Annotated in this window: 31 protein-coding genes; 5 read left to right on the forward strand and 26 right to left on the reverse strand. The window is 51.0% G+C overall.

Annotation, left to right across the window (positions count from 1 at the left end; translation table 11 throughout):
* Positions 1-145: 145 nt before the first annotated feature.
* The 21 genes from rpsQ to O1Q74_RS17990 form a co-directional block, all read right to left on the reverse strand.
* Positions 146-400, reverse strand: a complete 255-nt coding sequence (rpsQ, locus tag O1Q74_RS17890; RefSeq protein WP_011095505.1) for a 30S ribosomal protein S17 — start codon at positions 398-400, stop codon at positions 146-148.
* Positions 400-591, reverse strand: coding sequence for a 50S ribosomal protein L29 (gene rpmC / locus O1Q74_RS17895; protein ID WP_005970272.1), 192 nt, complete (start codon positions 589-591; stop codon positions 400-402). The genes rpsQ and rpmC overlap by 1 nt, the downstream gene beginning before the upstream one ends.
* The gene (gene rplP / locus O1Q74_RS17900; protein ID WP_005970273.1) at positions 591-1,001 is read right to left on the reverse strand and encodes a 50S ribosomal protein L16; all 411 of its coding nucleotides are present in this window, start codon (positions 999-1,001) and stop codon (positions 591-593) included. The genes rpmC and rplP overlap by 1 nt, the downstream gene beginning before the upstream one ends.
* Before the next feature lie 12 nt (positions 1,002-1,013).
* Positions 1,014-1,715 (reverse strand): 30S ribosomal protein S3, encoded by a 702-nt coding sequence (rpsC, locus tag O1Q74_RS17905; RefSeq protein WP_005970274.1) that lies wholly within the window; start codon positions 1,713-1,715, stop codon positions 1,014-1,016.
* A gap of 17 nt (positions 1,716-1,732) precedes the next feature.
* On the reverse strand, positions 1,733-2,065 hold the full coding sequence (gene rplV, locus O1Q74_RS17910; protein WP_180743836.1) for a 50S ribosomal protein L22: 333 nt from the start codon (positions 2,063-2,065) through the stop codon (positions 1,733-1,735).
* Between the two features lie 14 nt (positions 2,066-2,079).
* Positions 2,080-2,358 carry a 30S ribosomal protein S19 gene (gene rpsS, locus O1Q74_RS17915; protein WP_004929772.1) on the reverse strand — a complete coding sequence of 93 codons (279 nt, stop codon included), beginning with the start codon at positions 2,356-2,358 and terminating at the stop codon, positions 2,080-2,082.
* A gap of 16 nt (positions 2,359-2,374) precedes the next feature.
* Positions 2,375-3,196: a 50S ribosomal protein L2 gene (gene rplB, locus O1Q74_RS17920; protein WP_010286179.1), complete on the reverse strand. Its 822-nt coding sequence runs from the start codon at positions 3,194-3,196 to the stop codon at positions 2,375-2,377.
* 17 nt (positions 3,197-3,213) lie between these two features.
* Positions 3,214-3,516, reverse strand: coding sequence for a 50S ribosomal protein L23 (rplW, locus tag O1Q74_RS17925; RefSeq protein WP_005970277.1), 303 nt, complete (start codon positions 3,514-3,516; stop codon positions 3,214-3,216).
* Positions 3,513-4,118 (reverse strand): 50S ribosomal protein L4, encoded by a 606-nt coding sequence (gene rplD / locus O1Q74_RS17930; RefSeq protein WP_015841926.1) that lies wholly within the window; start codon positions 4,116-4,118, stop codon positions 3,513-3,515. The genes rplW and rplD overlap by 4 nt, the downstream gene beginning before the upstream one ends.
* Before the next feature lie 10 nt (positions 4,119-4,128).
* Entirely contained in the window at positions 4,129-4,758 is a 630-nt protein-coding gene (gene rplC, locus O1Q74_RS17935) for a 50S ribosomal protein L3 (protein ID WP_010304941.1), read from the reverse strand.
* A 32-nt stretch (positions 4,759-4,790) separates the two neighbouring features.
* Positions 4,791-5,102 (reverse strand): 30S ribosomal protein S10, encoded by a 312-nt coding sequence (rpsJ, locus tag O1Q74_RS17940; RefSeq protein ID WP_001181005.1) that lies wholly within the window; start codon positions 5,100-5,102, stop codon positions 4,791-4,793.
* Between the two features lie 310 nt (positions 5,103-5,412).
* Positions 5,413-5,886 (reverse strand): bacterioferritin, encoded by a 474-nt coding sequence (gene bfr, locus O1Q74_RS17945; protein ID WP_010286186.1) that lies wholly within the window; start codon positions 5,884-5,886, stop codon positions 5,413-5,415.
* A 72-nt stretch (positions 5,887-5,958) separates the two neighbouring features.
* Entirely contained in the window at positions 5,959-6,153 is a 195-nt protein-coding gene (gene bfd, locus O1Q74_RS17950) for a bacterioferritin-associated ferredoxin (RefSeq protein WP_039349749.1), read from the reverse strand.
* A 277-nt stretch (positions 6,154-6,430) separates the two neighbouring features.
* Positions 6,431-7,615, reverse strand: coding sequence for an elongation factor Tu (gene tuf, locus O1Q74_RS17955; protein ID WP_012772931.1), 1,185 nt, complete (start codon positions 7,613-7,615; stop codon positions 6,431-6,433).
* A gap of 69 nt (positions 7,616-7,684) precedes the next feature.
* Positions 7,685-9,799 (reverse strand): elongation factor G, encoded by a 2,115-nt coding sequence (fusA, locus tag O1Q74_RS17960; RefSeq protein ID WP_182100789.1) that lies wholly within the window; start codon positions 9,797-9,799, stop codon positions 7,685-7,687.
* Between the two features lie 96 nt (positions 9,800-9,895).
* Positions 9,896-10,366: a 30S ribosomal protein S7 gene (rpsG, locus tag O1Q74_RS17965; protein WP_009111198.1), complete on the reverse strand. Its 471-nt coding sequence runs from the start codon at positions 10,364-10,366 to the stop codon at positions 9,896-9,898.
* A 96-nt stretch (positions 10,367-10,462) separates the two neighbouring features.
* Complete coding sequence (gene rpsL / locus O1Q74_RS17970) at positions 10,463-10,837, reverse strand: 30S ribosomal protein S12 (RefSeq protein ID WP_005969567.1); 375 nt, start codon at positions 10,835-10,837, stop codon at positions 10,463-10,465.
* 131 nt (positions 10,838-10,968) lie between these two features.
* Positions 10,969-11,256 carry a sulfurtransferase complex subunit TusB gene (gene tusB / locus O1Q74_RS17975; protein ID WP_271874881.1) on the reverse strand — a complete coding sequence of 96 codons (288 nt, stop codon included), beginning with the start codon at positions 11,254-11,256 and terminating at the stop codon, positions 10,969-10,971.
* 17 nt (positions 11,257-11,273) lie between these two features.
* A complete protein-coding gene (gene tusC, locus O1Q74_RS17980) occupies positions 11,274-11,633 on the reverse strand; it encodes a sulfurtransferase complex subunit TusC (protein WP_271874882.1) in 360 nt (119 codons plus the stop codon).
* A 9-nt stretch (positions 11,634-11,642) separates the two neighbouring features.
* Positions 11,643-12,032 (reverse strand): sulfurtransferase complex subunit TusD, encoded by a 390-nt coding sequence (gene tusD, locus O1Q74_RS17985; RefSeq protein ID WP_271874883.1) that lies wholly within the window; start codon positions 12,030-12,032, stop codon positions 11,643-11,645.
* Positions 12,032-12,754, reverse strand: coding sequence for a helix-turn-helix transcriptional regulator (locus tag O1Q74_RS17990; protein ID WP_010296984.1), 723 nt, complete (start codon positions 12,752-12,754; stop codon positions 12,032-12,034). The genes tusD and O1Q74_RS17990 overlap by 1 nt, the downstream gene beginning before the upstream one ends.
* A 178-nt stretch (positions 12,755-12,932) precedes the next feature.
* On the opposite strand from O1Q74_RS17990, the gene eptA reads away from it, so the two are divergent.
* Genes eptA through pmrB form a run of 3 tightly spaced genes read left to right on the forward strand, consistent with a single transcriptional unit; the run spans position 12,933 to position 16,335 of the window.
* The gene (gene eptA / locus O1Q74_RS17995) at positions 12,933-14,579 is read left to right on the forward strand and encodes a phosphoethanolamine transferase EptA (RefSeq protein ID WP_271874884.1); all 1,647 of its coding nucleotides are present in this window, start codon (positions 12,933-12,935) and stop codon (positions 14,577-14,579) included.
* The gene (gene pmrA, locus O1Q74_RS18000; RefSeq protein ID WP_271874885.1) at positions 14,576-15,244 is read left to right on the forward strand and encodes a two-component system response regulator PmrA; all 669 of its coding nucleotides are present in this window, start codon (positions 14,576-14,578) and stop codon (positions 15,242-15,244) included. The genes eptA and pmrA overlap by 4 nt, the downstream gene beginning before the upstream one ends.
* Positions 15,241-16,335, forward strand: coding sequence for a two-component system sensor histidine kinase PmrB (gene pmrB / locus O1Q74_RS18005; protein ID WP_271874886.1), 1,095 nt, complete (start codon positions 15,241-15,243; stop codon positions 16,333-16,335). The genes pmrA and pmrB overlap by 4 nt, the downstream gene beginning before the upstream one ends.
* A 71-nt stretch (positions 16,336-16,406) precedes the next feature.
* Here pmrB and glyA read toward each other — a convergent pair whose 3' ends face one another.
* Together glyA and O1Q74_RS18015 are read right to left on the reverse strand one after the other, a co-directional pair.
* A complete protein-coding gene (glyA, locus tag O1Q74_RS18010) occupies positions 16,407-17,678 on the reverse strand; it encodes a serine hydroxymethyltransferase (RefSeq protein WP_271874887.1) in 1,272 nt (423 codons plus the stop codon).
* Between the two features lie 32 nt (positions 17,679-17,710).
* On the reverse strand, positions 17,711-18,523 hold the full coding sequence (locus O1Q74_RS18015; RefSeq protein WP_271874888.1) for a YggS family pyridoxal phosphate-dependent enzyme: 813 nt from the start codon (positions 18,521-18,523) through the stop codon (positions 17,711-17,713).
* A gap of 103 nt (positions 18,524-18,626) precedes the next feature.
* On the opposite strand from O1Q74_RS18015, the gene pdxR reads away from it, so the two are divergent.
* Complete coding sequence (gene pdxR, locus O1Q74_RS18020; protein WP_271874889.1) at positions 18,627-20,126, forward strand: MocR-like pyridoxine biosynthesis transcription factor PdxR; 1,500 nt, start codon at positions 18,627-18,629, stop codon at positions 20,124-20,126.
* Between the two features lie 184 nt (positions 20,127-20,310).
* On the opposite strand, the gene fkpA is transcribed toward pdxR, so the two are convergent.
* Positions 20,311-21,129 carry an FKBP-type peptidyl-prolyl cis-trans isomerase gene (gene fkpA / locus O1Q74_RS18025; RefSeq protein WP_271874890.1) on the reverse strand — a complete coding sequence of 273 codons (819 nt, stop codon included), beginning with the start codon at positions 21,127-21,129 and terminating at the stop codon, positions 20,311-20,313.
* 282 nt (positions 21,130-21,411) lie between these two features.
* Between fkpA and O1Q74_RS18030 the strand changes: the two genes are divergently transcribed.
* Positions 21,412-21,630, forward strand: a complete 219-nt coding sequence (locus O1Q74_RS18030) for a protein SlyX (RefSeq protein WP_271874891.1) — start codon at positions 21,412-21,414, stop codon at positions 21,628-21,630.
* Positions 21,631-21,731: 101 nt separating this feature from the next.
* On the opposite strand, the gene slyD is transcribed toward O1Q74_RS18030, so the two are convergent.
* Together slyD and O1Q74_RS18040 are read right to left on the reverse strand one after the other, a co-directional pair.
* A complete protein-coding gene (gene slyD, locus O1Q74_RS18035; protein WP_271874892.1) occupies positions 21,732-22,310 on the reverse strand; it encodes a peptidylprolyl isomerase in 579 nt (192 codons plus the stop codon).
* A gap of 121 nt (positions 22,311-22,431) precedes the next feature.
* Complete coding sequence (locus O1Q74_RS18040; RefSeq protein WP_271874893.1) at positions 22,432-22,626, reverse strand: YheV family putative zinc ribbon protein; 195 nt, start codon at positions 22,624-22,626, stop codon at positions 22,432-22,434.
* Positions 22,627-22,658: the final 32 nt, after the last annotated feature.

A 22,658-nucleotide genomic window follows, 5' to 3' on the forward strand; every position in this document is an offset into this window, starting at 1 on the left:
TCAACTACTACTTTAGGACCCTTTCGGGCCATTAAATACCCCATAATTGAGGGCGCAGCATTATAACACCGCTTCCTTGGTATGGGTAGAAAAAATAAACGGCCCTTTGCAGAGCCGTTTATCATAAGAGAAGAGCGCTACTTTATTACAGAATCGCTTTCTCTACAACGCGAACAAGTGTCCAAGACTTAGTTTTGGACAGCGGGCGGCATTCGCGGATTTCAACCACGTCACCGATACCACATTCATTGTTCTCGTCATGTACGTGCAGCTTAGTCGTACGCTTGATGAATTTACCGTAAAGCGGGTGTTTCACAAAACGTTCGATAGCAACAACCATGGATTTCTCCATTTTGTCACTTACAACACGACCTTGCAGAGTACGGATTTTATCGGTCATTACGCACCCGCCTTCTCAGTCAGTAAAGTCTTAACACGTGCAATATTGTGACGCACTTGTTTTACCAGGTGAGTCTGTTGCAGTTGACCACTGGCAGCCTGCATACGCAGGTTAAATTGCTCACGCAGTAAGCCGAGCAGTTCAGTGTTCAGCTCTTCAACGCTCTTTTCACGCAGCTCATTTGCTTTCATTACATCACCGTCTTAGTTACAAAGGTGGTTTTGATAGGCAGTTTCGCTGCTGCCAGTTGGAATGCCTCACGGGCTAACTCTTCCGGCACACCGTCCATTTCGTACAGGACTTTACCTGGCTGAATCAAGGCAACCCAATATTCCACGTTACCTTTACCTTTACCCATACGAACTTCAAGCGGTTTCTCGGTGATTGGTTTGTCCGGGAATACACGGATCCAGATCTTACCTTGACGCTTAACAGCACGAGTCATGGCACGACGTGCAGCTTCGATTTGACGAGCAGTCAGGCGACCGCGGCCAACAGCTTTCAGACCGAAAGTGCCGAAGCTAACATCCGTACCCTGCGCCAGACCACGGTTGCGGCCCTTGTGCACCTTACGGAATTTTGTACGCTTTGGTTGTAACATCAGCGACTCTCCTTACTTGCGGCCTTTACGCTGCTGCTTTTTAGGTTGAGCAGCCGGTTTTTCCGGTTGTTCAACGGCAGCCATACCACCCAGGATCTCACCTTTGAAGATCCACACTTTTACACCGATAACACCATAAGTGGTGTGCGCTTCGGAGGTGTTGTAGTCGATATCCGCACGCAGTGTGTGCAACGGAACACGACCTTCACGGTACCATTCGGTACGCGCGATTTCAGCGCCGCCAAGACGGCCGCTTACTTCAACTTTAATACCTTTAGCGCCCAGACGCATGGCGTTCTGTACCGCACGCTTCATAGCACGACGGAACATGACACGACGTTCCAGCTGAGACGTGATGCTGTCAGCAACCAGTTTTGCGTCCAGTTCAGGCTTACGAACTTCTGCGATATTGATCTGTGCAGGTACGCCAGCGATATCCGCTACGACTTTGCGCAGTTTTTCAACATCTTCACCTTTTTTACCGATCACGATACCTGGGCGAGCAGTGTGAATAGTCACACGGATGCTTTTTGCAGGACGTTCGATAACGATACGAGAAACGGAAGCCTTCTCCAGTTCCTTCGTCAGGTATTTACGAACTTTAAAGTCGCTGTCCAGGTTGTCAGCGAATTCTTTGGTATTCGCATACCAGGTAGAGTTCCAAGGTTTGACAATACCCAGGCGAATACCATTAGGATGTACTTTCTGACCCATTGCTAGTCTCCAGAGTCTCAGCGATCGGACACAACCACAGTAATGTGGCTGGTACGCTTCAGGATGCGATCCGCACGACCTTTAGCACGCGGCATAATGCGCTTCATGCTTGGGCCTTCGTCAACGAAGATTTTCGCGACTTTCAGATCATCAATGTCAGCGCCATCGTTGTGTTCTGCGTTAGCAATAGCAGACTCCAGCACTTTTTTAACCAGACCAGCAGCTTTCTTGTTGGTGTAGGTCAGAACTTCCAGAGCTTGCGACACTTTCTTACCGCGAATCAGGTCTGCCACCAGGCGAACCTTTTGAGCAGAAGAACGAGCGTGGCGATGTTTAGCGATAGTTTCCATCTCTTCCTCCTACCTTAGCGCTTCTTGGCCTTTTTGTCGGCCGCATGGCCGCGATAAGTACGAGTCGGCGCGAATTCACCCAGCTTGTGACCGACCATTTCATCGGAAACAAACACCGGTACGTGCTGACGACCATTATGGACAGCGATGGTCAAACCGATCATGTTTGGAAAGATCGTTGAACGACGGGACCAAGTGCGCAAAGGCTTCTTGTCACCGCTTTCCACCGCTTTCTCTACCTTCTTCAGCAAGTGCAGGTCAATAAATGGACCTTTCTTGAGAGAACGTGGCATGGTTTATCCTCTAAGATTATTTAGTACGGCGACGTACGATAAATTTATCAGTACGCTTGTTGCTGCGGGTCTTCTTACCTTTGGTCTGAACGCCCCACGGACTAACCGGGTGCTTACCAAAGTTACGACCTTCACCACCACCGTGTGGGTGGTCGACTGGGTTCATTGCCGTACCGCGAACGGTAGGACGAACACCACGCCAGCGTGCAGCACCAGCTTTACCCAGAACGCGCAGCATATGCTCAGCGTTGCCAACTTCGCCCAGCGTAGCGCGGCAGTCGGATTCAACTTTACGCATTTCGCCAGAACGCAGACGCAGGGTAACGTAAGAACCGTCACGAGCAACGATCTGAACGTAAGCACCAGCAGAACGAGCCAATTGGCCGCCTTTACCTGGTTTCATTTCTACGTTGTGAACCGTTGAACCGACAGGAATGTTACGCATCGGCAGGGTGTTACCCGCTTTAATCGCAGCATCAACACCAGATTGGATCTGGTCGCCGGCTTTCAGGCCTTTCGGCGCCAGGATGTAACGGCGTTCGCCGTCTTTGTACAGAACCAGCGCGATATTCGCGGAACGGTTCGGATCATACTCCAGACGCTCAACAACCGCAGGAATACCATCTTTATTGCGTTTAAAGTCAATCAGACGATATTGCTGTTTATGACCACCACCGATGTGACGGGTAGTGATGCGGCCATTGTTGTTACGGCCACCGGATTTGCTGTTCTTTTCCAGCAACGGGGCATAAGGTTTGCCCTTGTGCAGCTCAGGGTTAACCACTTTAACAACGTGGCGACGACCCGGAGATGTCGGTTTACATTTAACAACTGCCATTGTCTTTCTCCTCCGACTTACTCAGCGCCGCCGATGAAGTCCAGATTCTGGCCTTCTTTCAGGGTGACGTAAGCTTTTTTCCAGTCGCTACGACGACCAATACGCTGTCCGTGACGCTTAACTTTACCCTTAACTACCAGGGTGTTTACGTCTTTAACTTCTACTTCGAACAGTTTCTCGACAGCAGCAACGATCTCTGCTTTAGTCGCGTCTTTAGCAACTTTGAGAACGATGGTGTTAGTTTTTTCCATCGCGGTAGATGCTTTTTCAGATACGTGCGGCGCGCGCAGTACTTTCAGCAGACGTTCTTCACGGATCATGCCAGCATCTCCTCAACTTGCTTAACTGCGTCAGCAGTCATAACGACTTTGTCGAAGGCGATCAGGCTAACTGGATCGATTGCAGCTGCATCACGCACGTCAACCTTGTACAGGTTGCGCGCAGCCAGGAACAGATTCTCATCCAGTTCACCGGTAATGATCAGCACGTCTTCCAGTGCCATTTCTTTCAGTTTCTGAGCCAGCAACTTAGTTTTCGGTGCTTCTACAGAGAACTTCTCGACAACGATCAGACGATCTTGACGTACCAGTTCGGACAGAATGCTTTTCAGCGCGCCGCGGTACATCTTTTTGTTAACTTTCTGACTGTGGTCCTGAGGCTTAGCAGCGAAGGTCACACCACCGGAACGCCAGATCGGGCTCTTAATAGAACCAGAACGCGCACGGCCAGTACCTTTCTGACGCCAAGGTTTTTTACCGGAACCAGTTACTTCAGCACGGGTCTTCTGAGCGCGAGTACCTTGACGGGCACCTGCTGCATAAGCAACAACAACCTGGTGTACCAGCGCTTCGTTGAAATCACGACCGAAGGTAGTTTCGGAAACAGTCAGCGCGCTTTGCGCGTCTTTCAATACTAATTCCATTGCTATCTCCTCACGCCTTCACAGCTGGTTTAACGATCAGGTCGCTACCGGTAGCTCCCGGTACAGCACCTTTAACCAGCAGCAGGTTGCGCTCAGCGTCAACACGCACTACGTCCAGGCTCTGAACAGTTACACGTTCGTTACCCAGCTGGCCTGCCATTTTCTTGCCTTTGAACACTTTGCCCGGAGTCTGGTTCTGACCGATAGAACCCGGAACGCGGTGGGACAAAGAGTTACCGTGGGTAGCATCCTGGGTACGGAAGTTCCAGCGCTTAACTGTGCCAGCAAAACCTTTACCTTTAGATGTACCAGTAACGTCTACTTTTTTAACGTCCGCGAAAATTTCAACACTGATGCTCTGACCTACAGTGAACTCTTCGCCTTCAGACAGACGGAATTCACGCAGAGTACGGCCAGCTTCTACGCCAGCTTTAGCAAAGTGACCTGCTTCTGGCTTAGTAACACGGTTTGCTTTTTTAGCACCAGTAGTTACTTGCACAGCGCGGTAACCGTCGTTAGCCAGGTCTTTAACCTGAGTGACGCGGTTTGCTTCAATTTCGATAACGGTTACAGGGATAGATACGCCATCTTCAGTGAAGATACGGGTCATACCCACTTTTTTACCGACTAAACCAATCATTGTTTCAACCTCTCAATCGCTCAATGACCTGATTAACCCAGGCTGATCTGCACGTCTACACCAGCAGCCAGATCCAGACGCATCAGAGCATCAACGGTTTTCTCGGTTGGCTCAACGATGTCAACCAGACGCTTGTGAGTGCGAATCTCGTACTGATCGCGCGCATCTTTATTGACGTGCGGAGAAATCAGAACGGTAAAGCGCTCTTTGCGGGTCGGCAGCGGGATCGGACCACGTACTTGCGCACCAGTGCGCTTAGCAGTCTCGACGATTTCCGCAGTTGATTGATCAATCAAACGATGATCAAACGCTTTCAGGCGGATACGGATTCTTTGGTTCTGCATGAGACCAGAGCTCCAATTATTTATAAACGTAAATAATTACTCCTCACACCCATTTCGATTGATGGGGGAGTGTAATCGTTAGCACATAACCCCCATATCGGGAGTATTGTTTTGGTTAATAAATGAATATCAACCCCTGATTCTGATTGAATCAGGCTTACCTTGTTTTGGTAAGCTCGCGCATTATACGCAAATTGGCTGAGGAAGCAATAAGCAGGATGAAATGATTTTAAACGCGGCCGGAGCGATGTGTCTGAGTCCGGCCAGAGTTAGGCTATAGGGCAGCACATAACAAATTTATAATGCCATGTTACTCAGCTTTCAGCTGAGCTTGAAGATAGTTTTGTATACCAAGACGTGAAATCAAATCCAACTCAGTTTCCAGCCAGTCAATGTGCCCTTCTTCATCGGCAAGAATTTCTATCATTAAATCCCTGCTGACGTAGTCATGTACCGAATCGGCATAGGCAATCGCCTCACGCAGATTCTTTGCGCCATCCAACTCAAGTTGAAGATCAGAACGTAAAATCTCTTCGACATCTTCGCCAATATTTAACTTACCCAAGTCCTGCAGATTCGGGATGCCTTCGAGAAACAGGATTCGTTCGATGTAGCGATCAGCGTGTTTCATTTCGTCGATAGACTCATGATATTCGTGATCGTTAAGACGGGTTAAGCCCCAGTTTTTAAACATCCGGGCATGAAGAAAATATTGGTTAATGGCTACCAGCTCGTTGCCCAATAACTTATTCAGATGTGTAATGACTTTTTTATCGCCTTTCATGACATGCTCCTCCGCTCCAGTTCTTAAAGTGTAGAACCGGTAAGCAGAGAGTCAAAAAAACGACCCTACATTTTATGCTACTTCATACATGTCAGGAATTTTGGCTTGTTCTTCCTCGAAAATGACACGCGCCTGACGAATGCACTTACCGCAGTCTGTCCCAATAGGAACGAGTTTGCGTAGTTGCTGCATAGATTGAGGCTGGTGCTGACGAACAGCATTACGAATAGTTTTGTCAGAAATTGCGTTGCACAAACAAACATACATACCGAAATGACTCATCGTTATCGCGAGTGTCTTTCACGCTACCTTTCGGGACACTGCAAACGGTATTTGAAACCGCTCCTAGCGATTTTTTAATCAATCGACACATTGTAAATAAGAATTGTTTTTATTTCAATTTACATCTTATCGTTCAGATATAAAAAATCGCCGTAAGCAATTTTCAATATTGCTTACGACGATGCGATGAGTGGCAGCTATAAGTCTTCGCCATAAAAAAAGGCACCGAAGTGCCTTTTTCATGTATTAAGTTTATCAGCGATTAAGCGATAACTTTAGCAACAACGCCCGCGCCTACTGTACGGCCGCCTTCACGGATTGCGAAACGCAAACCGTCATCCATCGCGATTGGGTGGATCAGGGTAACAACCATTTTGATGTTGTCGCCCGGCATTACCATCTCTACGCCTTCTGGCAGTTCGATGGTGCCCGTTACGTCAGTCGTACGGAAGTAGAACTGAGGACGGTAGCCTTTGAAGAACGGAGTATGACGGCCGCCTTCATCCTTGCTCAGGATATACACTTCTGATTCGAACTTGGTGTGTGGCTTGATTGAACCCGGCTTAGCCAGTACCTGACCACGCTCGATTTCTTCACGCTTGATACCACGCAGCAGAACACCAACGTTCTCACCCGCACGACCTTCGTCCAGCAGTTTGCGGAACATTTCTACGCCGGTACAGGTAGATTTCGCAGTATCTTTGATACCAACGATTTCCACTTCTTCACCAACTTTAACGATACCGCGCTCTACACGACCGGTAACAACGGTACCACGACCGGAGATGGAGAATACGTCTTCGATTGGCAGCAGGAACGGCTTGTCAATTGCACGCTCTGGCTCTGGGATATAAGAATCCAGGTGCTCTGCCAGTTCGATGATTTTTGCTTCCCACTCAGCTTCGCCTTCCAGCGCTTTCAGCGCAGAACCACGAACCACTGGGGTGTCGTCGCCTGGGAAGTCGTACTGAGACAGCAGCTCACGCACTTCCATCTCAACCAGTTCCAGCAGCTCTTCGTCATCAACCATGTCACATTTGTTCAGGAACACGATGATGAAAGGAACGCCAACCTGACGACCCAGCAGGATGTGCTCACGGGTCTGAGGCATTGGGCCGTCAGTCGCAGCAACAACCAGGATCGCGCCGTCCATCTGGGCAGCACCGGTGATCATGTTTTTCACATAGTCGGCGTGTCCTGGGCAGTCAACGTGCGCATAGTGGCGAGACGGGGTATCGTATTCAACGTGAGACGTGTTGATGGTGATACCACGCGCTTTTTCTTCTGGCGCGTTATCGATCTGGTCGAATGCACGTGCGTTACCACCGTAGGTTTTAGCCAGAACGGTAGTGATTGCAGCAGTCAGAGTCGTTTTACCATGGTCAACGTGGCCGATAGTACCGACGTTAACGTGGGGTTTTGTACGTTCAAATTTTTCTTTAGACACGGCGATATTCCTTACTCAAATGCTCTCCCCCTATGGAGAGAGCACGGGATTTTGTTTTAACCCTGAGGCTTATTTACCACGGGCTTCAATTACGGCCTGAGCAACGTTGTTAGGCGCATCATCGTACTTCAGGAACTCCATGGAGTAAGAAGCACGGCCTTTGGTCAGAGAACGCAGTTGAGTCGCGTATCCGAACATTTCAGACAACGGAACTTCAGCATGAATCACAACGCCAGTAACGTTGGATTCCTGGCCGCGCAGCATACCACGACGACGGCTAAGGTCACCGATGACGTCACCAGTGTTCTCTTCCGGCGTTTCAACTTCAACCTTCATGATCGGCTCAAGCAGAACAGGTTTTGCTTTCTTAAAGCCATCTTTAAAGGCGATAGAAGCAGCCAGTTTAAACGCCAATTCAGAGGAGTCAACGTCATGGAAAGAACCGAAGTGCAGACGCACGCCGAGATCAACCACTGGGTAACCAGCCAGAGGACCCGCTTTCAGCTGTTCCTGAATGCCTTTATCAACGGCAGGGATGTATTCGCCAGGAATTACACCACCTTTGATGTCGTTGATGAACTCGTAACCTTTCGGGTTTGAGCCCGGCTCCAGTGGGTACATGTCAATAACAACATGACCATACTGACCACGACCACCAGACTGCTTGGCGTGTTTACCTTCGATATCGGTAACTTTCGCACGAATTGCTTCACGATAAGCAACCTGTGGTTTACCCACGTTCGCTTCAACGTTGAATTCACGCTTCATACGGTCAACGATGATATCGAGGTGCAATTCACCCATACCAGCGATGATAGTCTGGTTAGATTCTTCGTCAGTCCATACGCGGAAAGACGGGTCTTCTTTAGCCAGACGGCCCAATGCCAGACCCATTTTTTCCTGGTCAGCTTTGGTTTTCGGTTCTACCGCGATGGAGATTACCGGCTCAGGGAATTCCATACGCTCCAGAATGATGACGTTGTCTGGATCACACAGTGTGTCACCCGTCGTTACATCTTTCAGACCGATAGCAGCAGCGATATCGCCTGCGCGAACTTCTTTGATCTCTTCACGCTTGTTAGCGTGCATCTGAACGATACGACCAAAACGTTCACGAGCTGATTTAACTGGGTTCAGTACGGTATCACCGGAGTTAACAACACCAGAGTACACGCGGAAGAACGTCAGGTTACCCACAAATGGGTCGGTAGCGATTTTGAACGCCAGCGCAGCAAACGGCTCGTCATCACTTGCGTGACGCTCAGCCGGCGTGTCTTTACCGTCATCCAAAATACCGTTGATCGCAGGTACGTCAACTGGAGATGGCAGGTAATCAACTACCGCATCCAGCATCGCCTGAACACCTTTGTTCTTAAACGCAGAACCACAGGTTACCAGGATGATTTCGTTGTTCAGAACGCGCTGACGCAGAGCTTTTTTGATCTCTTCTTCAGTCAGTTCTTCACCACCCAGGTATTTTTCCATCAGCTCTTCAGAAGCTTCAGCTGCGGATTCGATCAGGTTCTGGTGCCATTCGTCAGCCAGATCCTGCATATCAGCAGGGATATCTTCGTATTCGAAGGTCACGCCCTGATCGGCGTCGTTCCAGTTGATGGCTTTCATTTTCACCAGGTCAACAACACCGGTGAAACCTTCTTCAGCACCAATCGCCAACTGCAACGGAACAGGGTTCGCGCCCAGACGGGTTTTGATCTGACCAACAACTTTCAGGAAGTTAGCACCCATGCGGTCCATTTTGTTAACGAACGCAATGCGTGGAACTTTATATTTGTTTGCCTGACGCCATACGGTTTCAGACTGTGGCTGAACACCACCAACTGCGCAGTAAACCATTACCGCACCATCAAGTACACGCATGGAACGTTCTACTTCGATAGTGAAGTCAACGTGTCCCGGGGTGTCGATGATGTTTACACGATGCGGTTCATACTGCTTAGCCATACCAGACCAGAATGCAGTAGTCGCTGCGGAGGTGATAGTAATACCACGCTCCTGCTCCTGCTCCATCCAGTCCATGGTAGCTGCGCCGTCATGAACTTCACCGATTTTATGGTTTACACCAGTGTAGAACAGAATACGTTCGGTAGTAGTGGTTTTACCGGCGTCGATGTGCGCACTGATACCGATATTACGGTAGCGTGCGATGGGTGTTGTACGAGCCATTTGTATCCTCTATTTACTAGGGCGTTCAATTTAGTTAACCCAAGCGGGTTGGCTATTTTTAGCGCCCGCTTGGTTAGCATGACTACAGCGAAGGGATTACCAACGGTAGTGAGCGAACGCCTTGTTAGCTTCGGCCATACGGTGAACGTCTTCACGTTTCTTAACAGCAGTACCTTTGTTTTCTGCTGCATCAGAAAGTTCGTTCGCCAGGCGCAGAGCCATAGATTTATCACCGCGTTTACGAGCAGCTTCTACGATCCAACGCATTGCCAACGCATTACGACGAACCGGACGGACTTCTACTGGTACCTGATAAGTAGAACCACCAACGCGGCGCGACTTAACTTCGACAGTCGGGCGAACGTTGTCCAGAGCTACTTCAAAAGCTTCCAGATGATCTTTACCAGAACGCTGAGCCAGGGTCTCCAGCGCGGTATAGACGATTGCTTCTGCAGTAGATTTTTTACCATCTACCATCAGGATGTTTACAAATTTGGCCAGCAGTTCTGATCCGAACTTAGGATCCGGCAGAATTTTACGTTGACCAATGACGCGACGACGTGGCATGGAAATACTCCGTTGTTAATTCAGGATTGTCCAAAACTCTACGAGTTTAGTTTGACATTTAAGTTAAAACGTTTGGCCTTACTTAACGGAGAACCATTAAGCCTTTGGCTTCTTCACACCGTATTTGGAACGGGATTGCTTACGGTCTTTAACACCTGAGCAGTCCAGCGCGCCACGAACGGTGTGGTAACGCACACCTGGCAGGTCTTTAACACGACCGCCACGGATCAGGATCACGGAGTGCTCCTGCAGGTTATGACCTTCACCGCCGATATAGGAGGTAACTTCAAAACCGTTGGTTAAACGAACACGGCATACTTTACGCAGTGCGGAGTTCGGTTTTTTAGGGGTGGTAGTATATACACGAGTACATACGCCACGTTTCTGCGGGCATGCTTCCAGCGCCGGAACGTTGCTTTTAGCAGCCTTCAGGGAGCGTGGTTTGCGTACCAGCTGGTTAATCGTTGCCATTCAAAAAGCTCCTGGGTTTTGCTTCGTAAACACGTAATAAATCGCCTCATGTTTGCGCAAGGCAAAGTATGAGGACGCAGAATTTTAGGGCTGGCAGTGGAAGGAGTCAAGAAATATACAAAAATTCGGCGTTACCACGCGAGTTGCTGCGGGTGCTCCACTGTCAGTTGAACAAACTGATTATAGTCAATGAGTGTCACATTGTTTGAAATTTGTTCAGTCATTCCTCTTGCCGCCGTATCAGGCTGAAGCGCGTAGAGAAGAACCGCTGAATCCAGAAGACGCTGAATAATATCGCCACCAGCCAGAGCAGCGATAACACCGTCTTGCAATAAGACCAACGCATCACCCTGCCCCACACTGCGCAAAAATGCATCCAGGTCAACGTGATAAGGAGAACGTGAGAGCGTATGCAGCATAAAGGGGAGATCCGTCGCTAGAATGAAAGAATGGTATGATAATCGGCCAGCTTACTGCGCCATGCTTGCGGCGCTAATAGTTCGACATCCAAAACCCAGTCTGTCTCGATACTCAGCCCGCGCTGACGCACAGAAGTCTCACACAGATAGCAACATTCGATATCGTACAATGGCAGCACACCAAACGTTGCGATGTAATTACGCATCAAAATCTTTTCCGGCTGTTGATGTGGCAGCAGTTGCAGTACGCCATCACCAACAAAAAATACGCCAATCTCTTCCGTTAGTGCTGACATCGCCAATAGCGCATCCAGCCCTTCCCGCCCGGAAGCACTCCCATGTGGAGCATGCGTAAAAACAAATGCGACTCGCTTCATAACGCTACCTTAAAACTGAATAACCCGATCGCAGGTCAGCACCGATTGCGCCAGTTCACCCAGCCCGCTCAGAACAAAGCCGGATTGCAGATTCGCTCCCGCAAGGTTGAGCTGAGCAGCTTGCTGAGTATCGGTCACACCCCGGCGTAGTGCCGCAGCAACGCAGACATTCAGCGCCACTTGATGCGTTTCACCCAACTGCTGCCAGGCGCGTACCAGATCAAATTCATCATTAGCGGGTGACGTCAGCTGGTTGGCATTCAACACGCCTTCCCGATAGAAGAACACACTTTTTAACCTGTGCCCTTCAGCCAACAGCGCCTGTGCAAACTGCAACGCGCTGCTTGCCTGCTGTGTGCCATAAGCAGGGCCAGTCACCAGCAAACAGTAACTCAGCATTAACGTTCGTGCCCGCTGAAGTCGCCGCTTTTGAATTGACGAATATAAAGATAGACCGTGTGTTTAGAGATATTGAGGCGTTCGGCGACCTGGTTGATGGCGTCTTTAATATCAAAAATGCCTTTCTCATACAGGCTCAGTACGATTTGGCGATTCTTCGCATTATTAGAGACGTTGCGATCCGCATTAACTTCTTCGATCGAAAATTCCAGCGTTTGTGCCACGAGGTCGTCAACCGATGACGCAAAGTTAACAGAAGATGCAGCATCATGCGTTTCAGGGGGGATAAAGGTCTGCACAATCTGGGAGAAAGGCACATCCAAATTCATGTTGATGCACAGCAGCCCAATCACGCGCTGATCGCGATTACGGATCGCAATCGTGACTGACTTCATCAACACACCGCTTTTGGCACGGGTAAAATAGGCCTTCGATACGCTGCTATCTTCACCTGCCATGTCATGCAGCATACGCAATGCAAGATCCGTAATCGGCGAGCCAATCTTCCTGCCGGTATGTTCTCCATTCGCAATACGCACGGCGGAACATTTAAGATCCTCAAGCGAGTGCAACACAATCTCACAGTGCTCGCCAATCAACATGGCCAAGCCATCAACCACCGCTTCATACGATTTCAGGATCTCATAGTCCGTCTGGCTGAAAGGACGTTCATCCAGCAAATCAAGCTCATAAGATTCGCCAGATACAAGCGAATTAGACATGGCAGACACCACCCTCAACGTCATCTATTTATTTTGTATTGACAGGGGACATAGTCTAGCAAATGTCCACTCTCGCGTCCCTGAATTTAACGGGTACCCTCTTAAGGTTGTATTAATTTAATCCCGCTAGAGTCTGCGTCTTCTTTCCTCTCCATCATGGAAATCACGAGAGACGTGTATGAAAAAACCAATACCGATGGGCAGACCACACCTAAGCAGCATCACGTTCGTGCTGATCTTTTCTGCCTTTATTACTCTGGTCCAGAACATCGCCTACTACCGTCAGACGTTGCAACTGCTGGACATGACAGACTGGATCAATATTCCTTTCTTTCTCAGCATGCCCGTTGTGATTTTCGCGGTGCTGAATATTATTTTCACCCTTCTGGCAGCGCCTTACCTACGTAAGGCCGTCATTGTTTTCTTCCTGCTGAGCGGTGCCGCCGCGCAGTACTTCATGCTGAACTACGGCATCATCATTGACCGCACCATGATCCAGAATATTCTAGAGACAACGGCCAGCGAATCTTTTTCACTGCTTACGCCACAGCTTGTCGCCTGGGTATTCTTTATTGGCGTCATTCCTGCCGCACTCGCCATCTGGATAAAAATAAAACCCGCCAAGCCGACAACGCTCTATATTGGCATACGCTTTCTTAGCGTTATTATTTCGTTATTCGCCATTTTATCAGTCGCGGCATTCTTTTATAAAGATTACGCCTCGTTCATGCGTAATAACAAAGAGTTGGTAAAAGCAATTACACCCAGCAATATTGTAGCGGCCAGCTTGTCCTACCATAAACACAGCGCACTGGCTAATTTACCCCTAGAGCAAATCGGCCTGGACGCTCATAAAGTGTCACCAGCGTCCCCGACGGCAAAAAAGAACCTGGTTATTCTGGTCGTAGGAGAGACATCCCGGGCGCAAAACTTTTCGCTGGGCGGCTACGGGAAAGAAACGAATCCACTGCTGGCAAAAGACAATGTGATTTATTTTGAAAACACGTCATCATGCGGTACCTCAACAGGCGTCTCTGTCCCCTGCATGTTCTCCAACATGCCGCGCCAAAGCTTTAACGGTGACTTAGCCAGCCATCAGGAAGGGCTACTGGATATATTACAGCGGGCAAAAGTTAACGTGCTCTGGCAGGAAAATGACGGCGGCTGCAAAGATGCCTGTACGCGAGTGCCAACCGTTGATGTGACGTCGCTGAAGCTGCCGGGATTATGCACCAGCGGCGAATGCCACGATGAAGCGTTATTCCACGGCGTCGAAGACTATATCAATAAGCTCGATAACGACGGAATTATCGTATTACATACGATAGGCAGCCACGGCCCAAGCTATTACCAGCGCTACCCTGACGCCTTTAAGAAATTTACCCCAACGTGTGATACCAATCAGATTCAAACCTGTACGCAGGAAGCGCTGACCAACACGTATGACAATACGATCCTGTATGTCGATTTTGTTGTGGATAAAGCGATCAATTTACTGAAACAGCATCAGGATAAATTTAACACCTCACTGGTTTACCTGTCAGACCACGGCGAATCGTTAGGAGAGAACGGTATCTACCTGCACAGCATGCCCTACTCTATTGCGCCGAAACAGCAAACGCAGGTACCGATGCTGATGTGGCTATCGCCGGGTTACCAACAGCAGCAGGCCATTCAGGACACCTGCCTACGCCAAAACGCGAAACAGCAGGCGTATTCGCAAGATAATCTTTTCCATACCATACTGGGGATGTTTACTATCGCCACGAAAGAATATCAGCCTCAGCTCGATATCCTTCAGCCATGCAGGGACAAGGCAACATGAAATTATTGATTGTTGAAGATGATAAGCTGTTGCAGGAAGGATTATTATTGGCGTTGAGTCATGAAGGTTATGCCTGCGATTGCGCAGGCACAGCCAAAGAAGCAGACGCGCTCATCGGCAGCGCACACTACAGCCTGGTCATTCTCGATCTGGGTTTGCCGGACGAAGACGGGCTCGCCCTGCTATCACGCTGGCGTAAGAATCATTACCAGCATCCCGTACTCATTTTAACGGCACGGGATAACGTCAACGATCGCGTTAATGGTCTGGATGTCGGTGCAGACGATTATCTCGCCAAACCGTTCGCACTAACGGAATTACAGGCGCGCGTACGCGCGCTGATTCGCCGCAATCAAGGCTCAAGTAACAGTAAGATACAGGTTGACAACATTACGTTGGATTTAAACAATCAGCAGGTGTGGCTGGACGAAAAGCCGATAGTACTCACGCCAAAAGAGTTCGCGATCTTGTCTCGTCTGGTGTTGAAAGCCGGTTCTCAGGTACACCGAGAAGTGCTGCATCAGGATATTTATGCCTGGAACGACGATCCGTCTTCCAATTCGCTGGAAGTCCATATCCACAATCTGCGTCAAAAGATAGGGAAAGACCGTATCCGCACCCTGCGAGGCTTTGGCTATCTGCTGACTAAAGGCGAACAACCATGAAGAGCGATGCCGACACCGTCACCAGCATGCGCCGTCGTTTGGTGCTGGCACTGGGCGGCATCTTACTCGTCTGTCAGATGATCAGCGTATTCTGGCTTTGGCACGAAAGCGAAGAGCAAATCAGTCTGCTGGTTGATAAATCGCTGAGCACGACCGTTCAAAACATGCAGATCGACCAGGAGATTAACGAAGCAATCGCCTCGCTCAGTATCCCAAGCCTGGTGATGGTCATCCTGACGTTGCTCATGTGCGTTCAGGCCGTCAGTTGGATCACCCGCCCACTTTCTCGCCTACAGAAAGAGTTACAGGATCGCACGGCCGAAAACCTGGAGCCGCTGCCACAGCAGAGCAATATCAAAGAGGTCGCTGCCGTCACCCACACCATCAACCAGCTTTTTCAGCGTCTGGACGAAACGTTAAAGCGTGACAGGCAGTTTACCGCGGATGTTGCACATGAATTACGCACGCCGCTATCCGGGATTCGGCTACACCTCGAACTGCACCAGCAACACCACCAGATTGACTGTAGTTCGCTCATCAAACGCATTGATAAAATGGTGAAAACGGTAGAGCAACTTCTGCTGCTTGCCCGAGTCGGACAAGATTTTTCAGCAGGCCATCACCAAAATGTTGCGTTTCTGAAAGACGTCATTTTTCCCATGCAGGATGAACTGACCGAGATGCTGCAAAAGCGCCAGCAGACGCTGAAATGGGTATTACCGCAAGAAGAGATCACGCTGCGCGGTGATGCCACCTTGCTCCAGCTCTTGCTACGCAATCTGGTAGAAAACGCTTACCGCTATAGCCCGGAAGCAAGCCAGATCACGGTTAGCCTGACTACACGACAACACCTTGAACTGCTGATCGAAGATGAAGGACCGGGTATCGATGAAAGCAAAGTGGGTGAATTAAGTAAGGCGTTTGTGCGTATGGACAGCCGCTATGGCGGTATCGGCCTCGGGCTGAGTATCGTGACGCGCATTGCTCAGTTGCACGATGGGCAGTTTTTCCTGAGTAATCGACCGCAAGGTTCCGGTGCCCTCGCCCGCGTGGTGCTAACCATGCCTGACGAATACCCCGATTCCGCCTGAATAATAAACCAGCGGATCCACATCTCATCAATAGTAAAACAGCACATCCCTGTGCACAAACCTCGCCTGACTTATTGATACACCGGATAGCGTCGGCACAGCGCCACAACCTGCTGGCGTACACGATCGCGTACCGCCGTTAATGCGTCATCCCCTGCGCCAAGCCCATCGAGTACATCACATAGCCATCCCGCCAGTTGCTCGCACTCCGCCACACCAAAACCGCGCGTCGTCACGGCTGGCGTTCCAATACGCAGGCCTGAGGTCACAAAGGGGGAACGCGGGTCGTTAGGCACCGAGTTCTTGTTTGTCGTGATGTAAGCCTCGCTCAGGGCAGCATCGGCATCCTTACCGGTATAGGGTCTGGCAGACAGGTCGATCAATATCAAATGGTTGTCGGTGCCATCAGAGACAATCTTATAGCCACGAAGTTGGAGGACGCGCGCCATGGCACGGGCATTAGTCACCACCTGACGTTGATAAACCGTGAATTCAGGGCGCAGCGCTTCCTTGAATGCCACCGCTTTGGCTGCGATAACGTGCATCAACGGACCGCCCTGAATACCGGGGAACACGGCGGAGTTAAGCTTTTTGTAGAATTCCTCACTCTGCCCTTTGGCTAAAATAATTCCACCGCGCGGGCCACGCAGCGTTTTATGGGTTGTGCTGGTGACGACGTGCGCATGAGGGAGAGGATTCGGGTACTCTCCAGCAGCCACCAACCCCGCGACGTGAGCCATGTCCACCCAGAAGATAGCGCCCACCTTGTCAGCAATCGCGCGCATCCGCGCCCAGTCCTTGTGGCGTGAATAGGCGGAGAACCCGCCAATTAACATCTTTGGTCGGGTTTCCAACGCAATACGCTCCATTTCATCGTAGTCGATCAGCCCCGTGTCGGGGTTTAATCCATAAGGGACGATGTTGTAGTGGCGACCAGAAAAGTTGGAGGGGTTACCGTGGGTCAGATGCCCGCCCTGAGCGAGATTCATGCCCATCACGGTATCACCCGGATTCGTCAACGCCAGAAACACGGCCGCATTAGCCTGAGCGCCAGCATGGGGCTGGACGTTAGCATAATCGCAGTCAAACAGCGCTTTGGCCCGCTCGATAGCCAGACGTTCAGCCATATCAACATGCTCACAGCCGCTGTAGTAGCGCTTGCCAGGGTAGCCCTCCGCATATTTGTTGGTGAACACGGAGTTCTGGATCGCCATCACCAGCGGACTGGCATAGTTCTCTGAGGCGATAAGTTCAATGTGAGTTTCCTGCCGATGTTCTTCATGCCGGATGGCGTCGGCCAGTTCTGGGTCGAAGTCGGTAAGGGTAAGAGAAGCGTCATACATGGGCATCGTCCTATACGTTAGTCATTGGTTTTTTAATCGTGTGATTCTGTGAGGGGGTTATCAGGCCAGTAGTAGCTATCCGGTAGCGGGCGGGCGCCAAAAATTGCCTGACCGACGCGAACCACGGTGGCGCCTTCTTCAATGGCTATTTCAAAATCGCCGGACATGCCCATGGATAAGTCATCCAGCTCAATGCCAACCGGGAGGTTTTGCTGCAACCGATCGCGCAACTGACGCAGCCGTACAAAACACTGGCGAACGCGTTCGGCCTCGCTGGAGAACAGCGCCAGCGTCATGAGCCCGCGCACACGTAGCGCAGAGAATGTGGGAAGTGCCTGAATAAAAACCGGTACGTCATCGGGAGACAGGCCGTATTTACTGGCCTCACCGGAGGTATTCACCTGTACGAATACGTCTAATGAGCGCCCTTCTACCTGTAATCGGCGATCCAGCGCTTCAGCCAGTCGCAGGCTGTCCAGCGCCTGAAACTCGGTAGCGAAACGTGCCACCAGCTTGGCCTTGTTGGTTTGCAGGTGCCCAATGACCGACCACTGTAAATCGGCTAAATCCTGCATCGATTCCCATTTACGGTACGCCTCTTGCACTTTGTTCTCGCCCAATACTCGACAACCCGCCATATGGGCCATACGCAGGCGGCTTTCGGGTTTGGTCTTGCTGACTGGCAACAATCGCACCGTGGCGGGATCGCGACCAACGCGGTGGCAGGCCGCTTCGATACGAGCCTGCACCGCTGCCAGATTGAACTGGAAATCTTCAACCGTGGCGGCTTCGGGATAGCGACCGTGCCTGTCGTGGCGAGTGGGTGTATCGGAAGAGAGCGGCATCAGCTTAACTCCTGACGAAGAGAATGAATGGATTGTGAAACGCATTTATAGACTTAAAATAGCCGGATGTTCCCCACCATTTTTATGACAAGAGGCAGACCAATTGTTCAAACACGCTCAGCTTGAATCGGTCAAGGCCTGGATTGGCGATCCCGCACAAGGTGCCCTCCCCCTGCACGCCCGCATCCAGCGGGCGATTCGCCAGTTAATCCTCGATGGTGTTCTTGATGTGGGCAAATCCTTACCCGCCTCACGCGCATTGGCTAAATCATTGGGGGTATCACGCGATACGGTCGAATCAGCTTACAGCCAGCTGCATGCGGAAGGATTTATCGAACGTCGCATCGGCAGCGGTAGTTCTGTGTCGGAGCGGGCAAAGCGTCTACCGGGGCGTGGCAAAGCGCGGAAAACGGGAGATAGCAAAGCAGAACTGCGCCTCAGTCAACGCGGTAGCGCCATGTTCCAGAATGGTGGGGTACGCGATTTCATCATCCCGCGCGCGTTCGCGCCCGGCGTGCCGGAAACACGCAGTTTTCCCCTCCAGACGTGGGAACGGCTGGAACGGCAGGTACTAAAAGAATATGGCACACGGGCGCTGCTGCACAGCCCGCCGCAGGGCATGGAAGCGCTGAGGCGTGCCATCGCAGATTATGTCAATCTCGAACGGGGCGCTCGCGCCACGCCCGATCGCGTGTTGGTACTGACCAGTTCCCAGCAAGCGCTAACCCTGTGTGCGAATGTCCTGCTGGATGCCGGCGATCGAATCTTTCTTGAAGATCCCGTATACCATGGCGCACGCAAGGCATTCGAGGCGGCCGGGCTCGCGTGCGTGCCAATCCCATTAGATGCCGATGGTTTGCAGGTCGAACATCTGCTTGAAGTAAGCAATGCACACCATGCGCCAGCGAAAGCCGTGTTCCTGACGCCGTCACACCAGTTTCCCACCGGAGCAACACTGTCGCTGGATCGGCGTCTGGCCGTGATCGAATGGGCCTGGCAGCAACAGAGCTGGATTATTGAAGACGACTACGACAGCGAGTTCCACTATGCGGGCAAACCTACCGCCTGCGTGCAAGGGCTCGACCCGCACGATCGCACCATCTATATCGGCACCTTCACCAAATCGCTGTTTCCCGGCCTGCGCATCGGCTATATGGTTCTGCCGCCACAACTGGTTGCCCCGATGACCGTGGCCCGCACCCTGATGGATGGACACAGCGCCCCCATTCCGCAGCTCACGCTGGCCCGTTTTATCGAAGGAGGACACTTCGGTGCCTATGTACGCACGATGCGCGCCGTTTATGCGGAACGCCGCGATGTGCTGGCACGGTTGGCGCGTCAGCATCTGGCCGACTTTGTGGAACCACAGGTACCAGCCGGAGGCATGCAAATGCCCTGTCTGTTCATCCGTGACATCCCTGAACACGACGCGGTGGAATCCGCACGCCGAGCCGGTATCGACCTGCTCGGGCTGACAGCGCTGTATGCAGCGTCAGGTCAGCATAAAGCCGGTTTCCTCATGGGATTTGCTGCCCACGCGCCGCATGAACTGGAGAGTGCCGTCAAGACATTAGCGAAGGTGCTACGTGCACTGTGCCGATGATCAGTCGCAGTGGTGAATGCGTGATATACGACGTCGCGTGGCCACGGAAAAGTATCAATCAGGCCGAGGATGAGCGTCATTAAAAGACGTTTGCGGGAAGAGGGATGAGATCGCAGGCAATTGTTTTGAAGCAAAAAAAAACCGCAGGCCGAAACCTGCGGTTATCTCATTATTATCGCGAAGCTTATTTAGCCGCTTTCTCTTCGGCTGCTGGTTTTTCAGCTTTCGCATCATCCGCGGCTTTCAGATCAGCTTCGGATTTAATGTCCAGCAGTTCAACGTCGAACACCAGCGTAGAGTTAGCCGGGATGCCAGGCACGCCATTTTCGCCATAGGCCAGTGCAGGCGGGATAGCCAGCTTGATTTTGCCGCCTTTCTTAACGTGTTTCAGGCCTTCGGTCCAGCCAGGAATTACACCGTCCAGACGGAAAGAAAGCGGCTCGCCACGTTTGTAGGAGTTATCGAACTCGCTACCGTCAACCAGCGTACCTTTGTAGTTAACCACCACGGTATCGCTATCTTTCGGCGCATTGCCGCTACCTTCTTTCTCAACCTGATACAGAAGGCCAGATGCAGTTTTCTTCACGTCTTTTTCTTTAGCGAAGGACTCAAGATACTTGGCACCTTTGTCCGCATTATCTTTCGCATCTTGCTTCATTTTGGCTTCAGCGGCAGCTTTAACTTTGCCTTCAAAACCTTGCAGTGTTTTCTCGATTTCTTCGTCAGTCAACTTGCTCTTGTCAGCAAACGCATCTTGCACGCCGGCAATCAACTGCTCTTTATCCAGTTTGATACCTAATTTTTCTTGTTCTTTCAGAGAGTTATCCATGTAACGCCCTAAAGATGCACCTAACGCATAAGCCGCTGCCTGCTCATCGTTCTTGAATTTGGCTGCCGCAGTATTGTCAGACGCCTGCGCCTTGTCTGCCGCCAGAACCTGGCCTGCGTTCAGAGCCAGAGCCATCGTTGTTGCTAACAGCGTTACTTTAAACAGTGATTTCATCCATTTCTCCAGCATCTGGAGCGACGTGCCCCAGCCATCATTAAAATACATTCGCGCCTACTATAACTGTGCGGACGAAGACAACACAACGACGCACTCGACAATCCTTTGATAAAAAACGTCAGGAAGCTTTTCCGGCATCATTTGTGTCGTCCTAAGGCCATCTGGCAACAATACGCCCCACTCAGGATGGTGCATTGCGCCCTACTGCGACCATTTTTACTACCAGAAGTTTCCACTTTCTGACAAACTCATGGGTAACAAGAAGTAAGAGGAATCGCGATGTCACCATCAGCCCTTGAAGAACGACTCGAACAGTTGGAAAGCCGACAGGCTTTCCAGGAAGTCGCCATCGAAGAGCTTAACCAAACGGTTATTCAACACGAGCGGGAAATTAGCCGCCTGCGCGAGCATGTGCGTCTACTCACCGACAGGGTTCGCAACCAGCAAACGTCGCTTGTTGCCCCTCAGTCGGAAGAAACGCCGCCGCCGCATTATTAAGATCTGCACCTCGTTGTATCAGCGCTCAAGACGGGCCAGATATAAAAAACCTCAGGTGATAATCATCAACCTGAGGTTTTTTTTTGTGCGCTACGGCTAAATTAGTGGCAGCCGCATCCACCGTGGCCACCGCAGCCGCCTTTACCGTGCTCATGGCCGTGGTCATGGTCATGGCCGTGACCGCCACAGCAGCCGTCGCCGTGTTCATGATCGTGCTCACCGTGAACGTGACCGTGCGCCAGCTCTTCTTCCGTTGCTTCGCGGATAGCAACAACTTCAACATTGAAGCTCAGGTTCTGGCCTGCCAGCATGTGGTTGCCGTCAACAACAACGTGGTCATCTTCAACTTCGGTGATTTCAACGGGTACTGGACCCTGATCGGTCTCAGCCAGGAAACGCATGCCAACCTGCAGCTCGTCAACACCCATAAAGACATCTTTCGGTACGCGCTGAACCAGATTTTCATCATAGTTGCCGTAAGCGTCGCTGGAACCAATGTTCACATCAAACTTCGCGCCAGCTTCACGGCCTTCCAAGGCTTTTTCCAAACCAGAAATCAGGGAACCGTGACCATGCAGATAGTCCAACGGCGCGCTCACCGGAGACTCATCAACCAACACACCGTCTTCTGTACGTACCTGATAGGCCAGGCTGACCACCAGATCTTTTGCTACTTTCATGATATCTCCTACCGTTGGAAATCAAACTGGCGCAAATTGTAGCTGAAAAATGTCCCTATGTACCGTCCGGAATCAAAAAACGTCGACGGTTGATGACAATGCCATCATGGACACGTCTCCCTCATTCAGGCCGGAAGATCCCGATGATCTCGTTAGCCTGCGGGGCAGATACCGTCGCAGGTTCTTCAGTCTGGCTCTGGCGATATCCGCACTTCACGCACACGACCACCTCGACGTGATCCTCTCGTCCAACCGCCAGCGTGTCCTGCGCCTGACACGTCGGGCACACGGCTCCTGCAATAAAGCGTTTACGCATAATAACTCCCATTCATCTCCGTTCCAGCACCC

Source organism: Pectobacterium sp. A5351 (assembly GCF_028335745.1).
Taxonomy (GTDB): domain Bacteria; phylum Pseudomonadota; class Gammaproteobacteria; order Enterobacterales; family Enterobacteriaceae; genus Pectobacterium.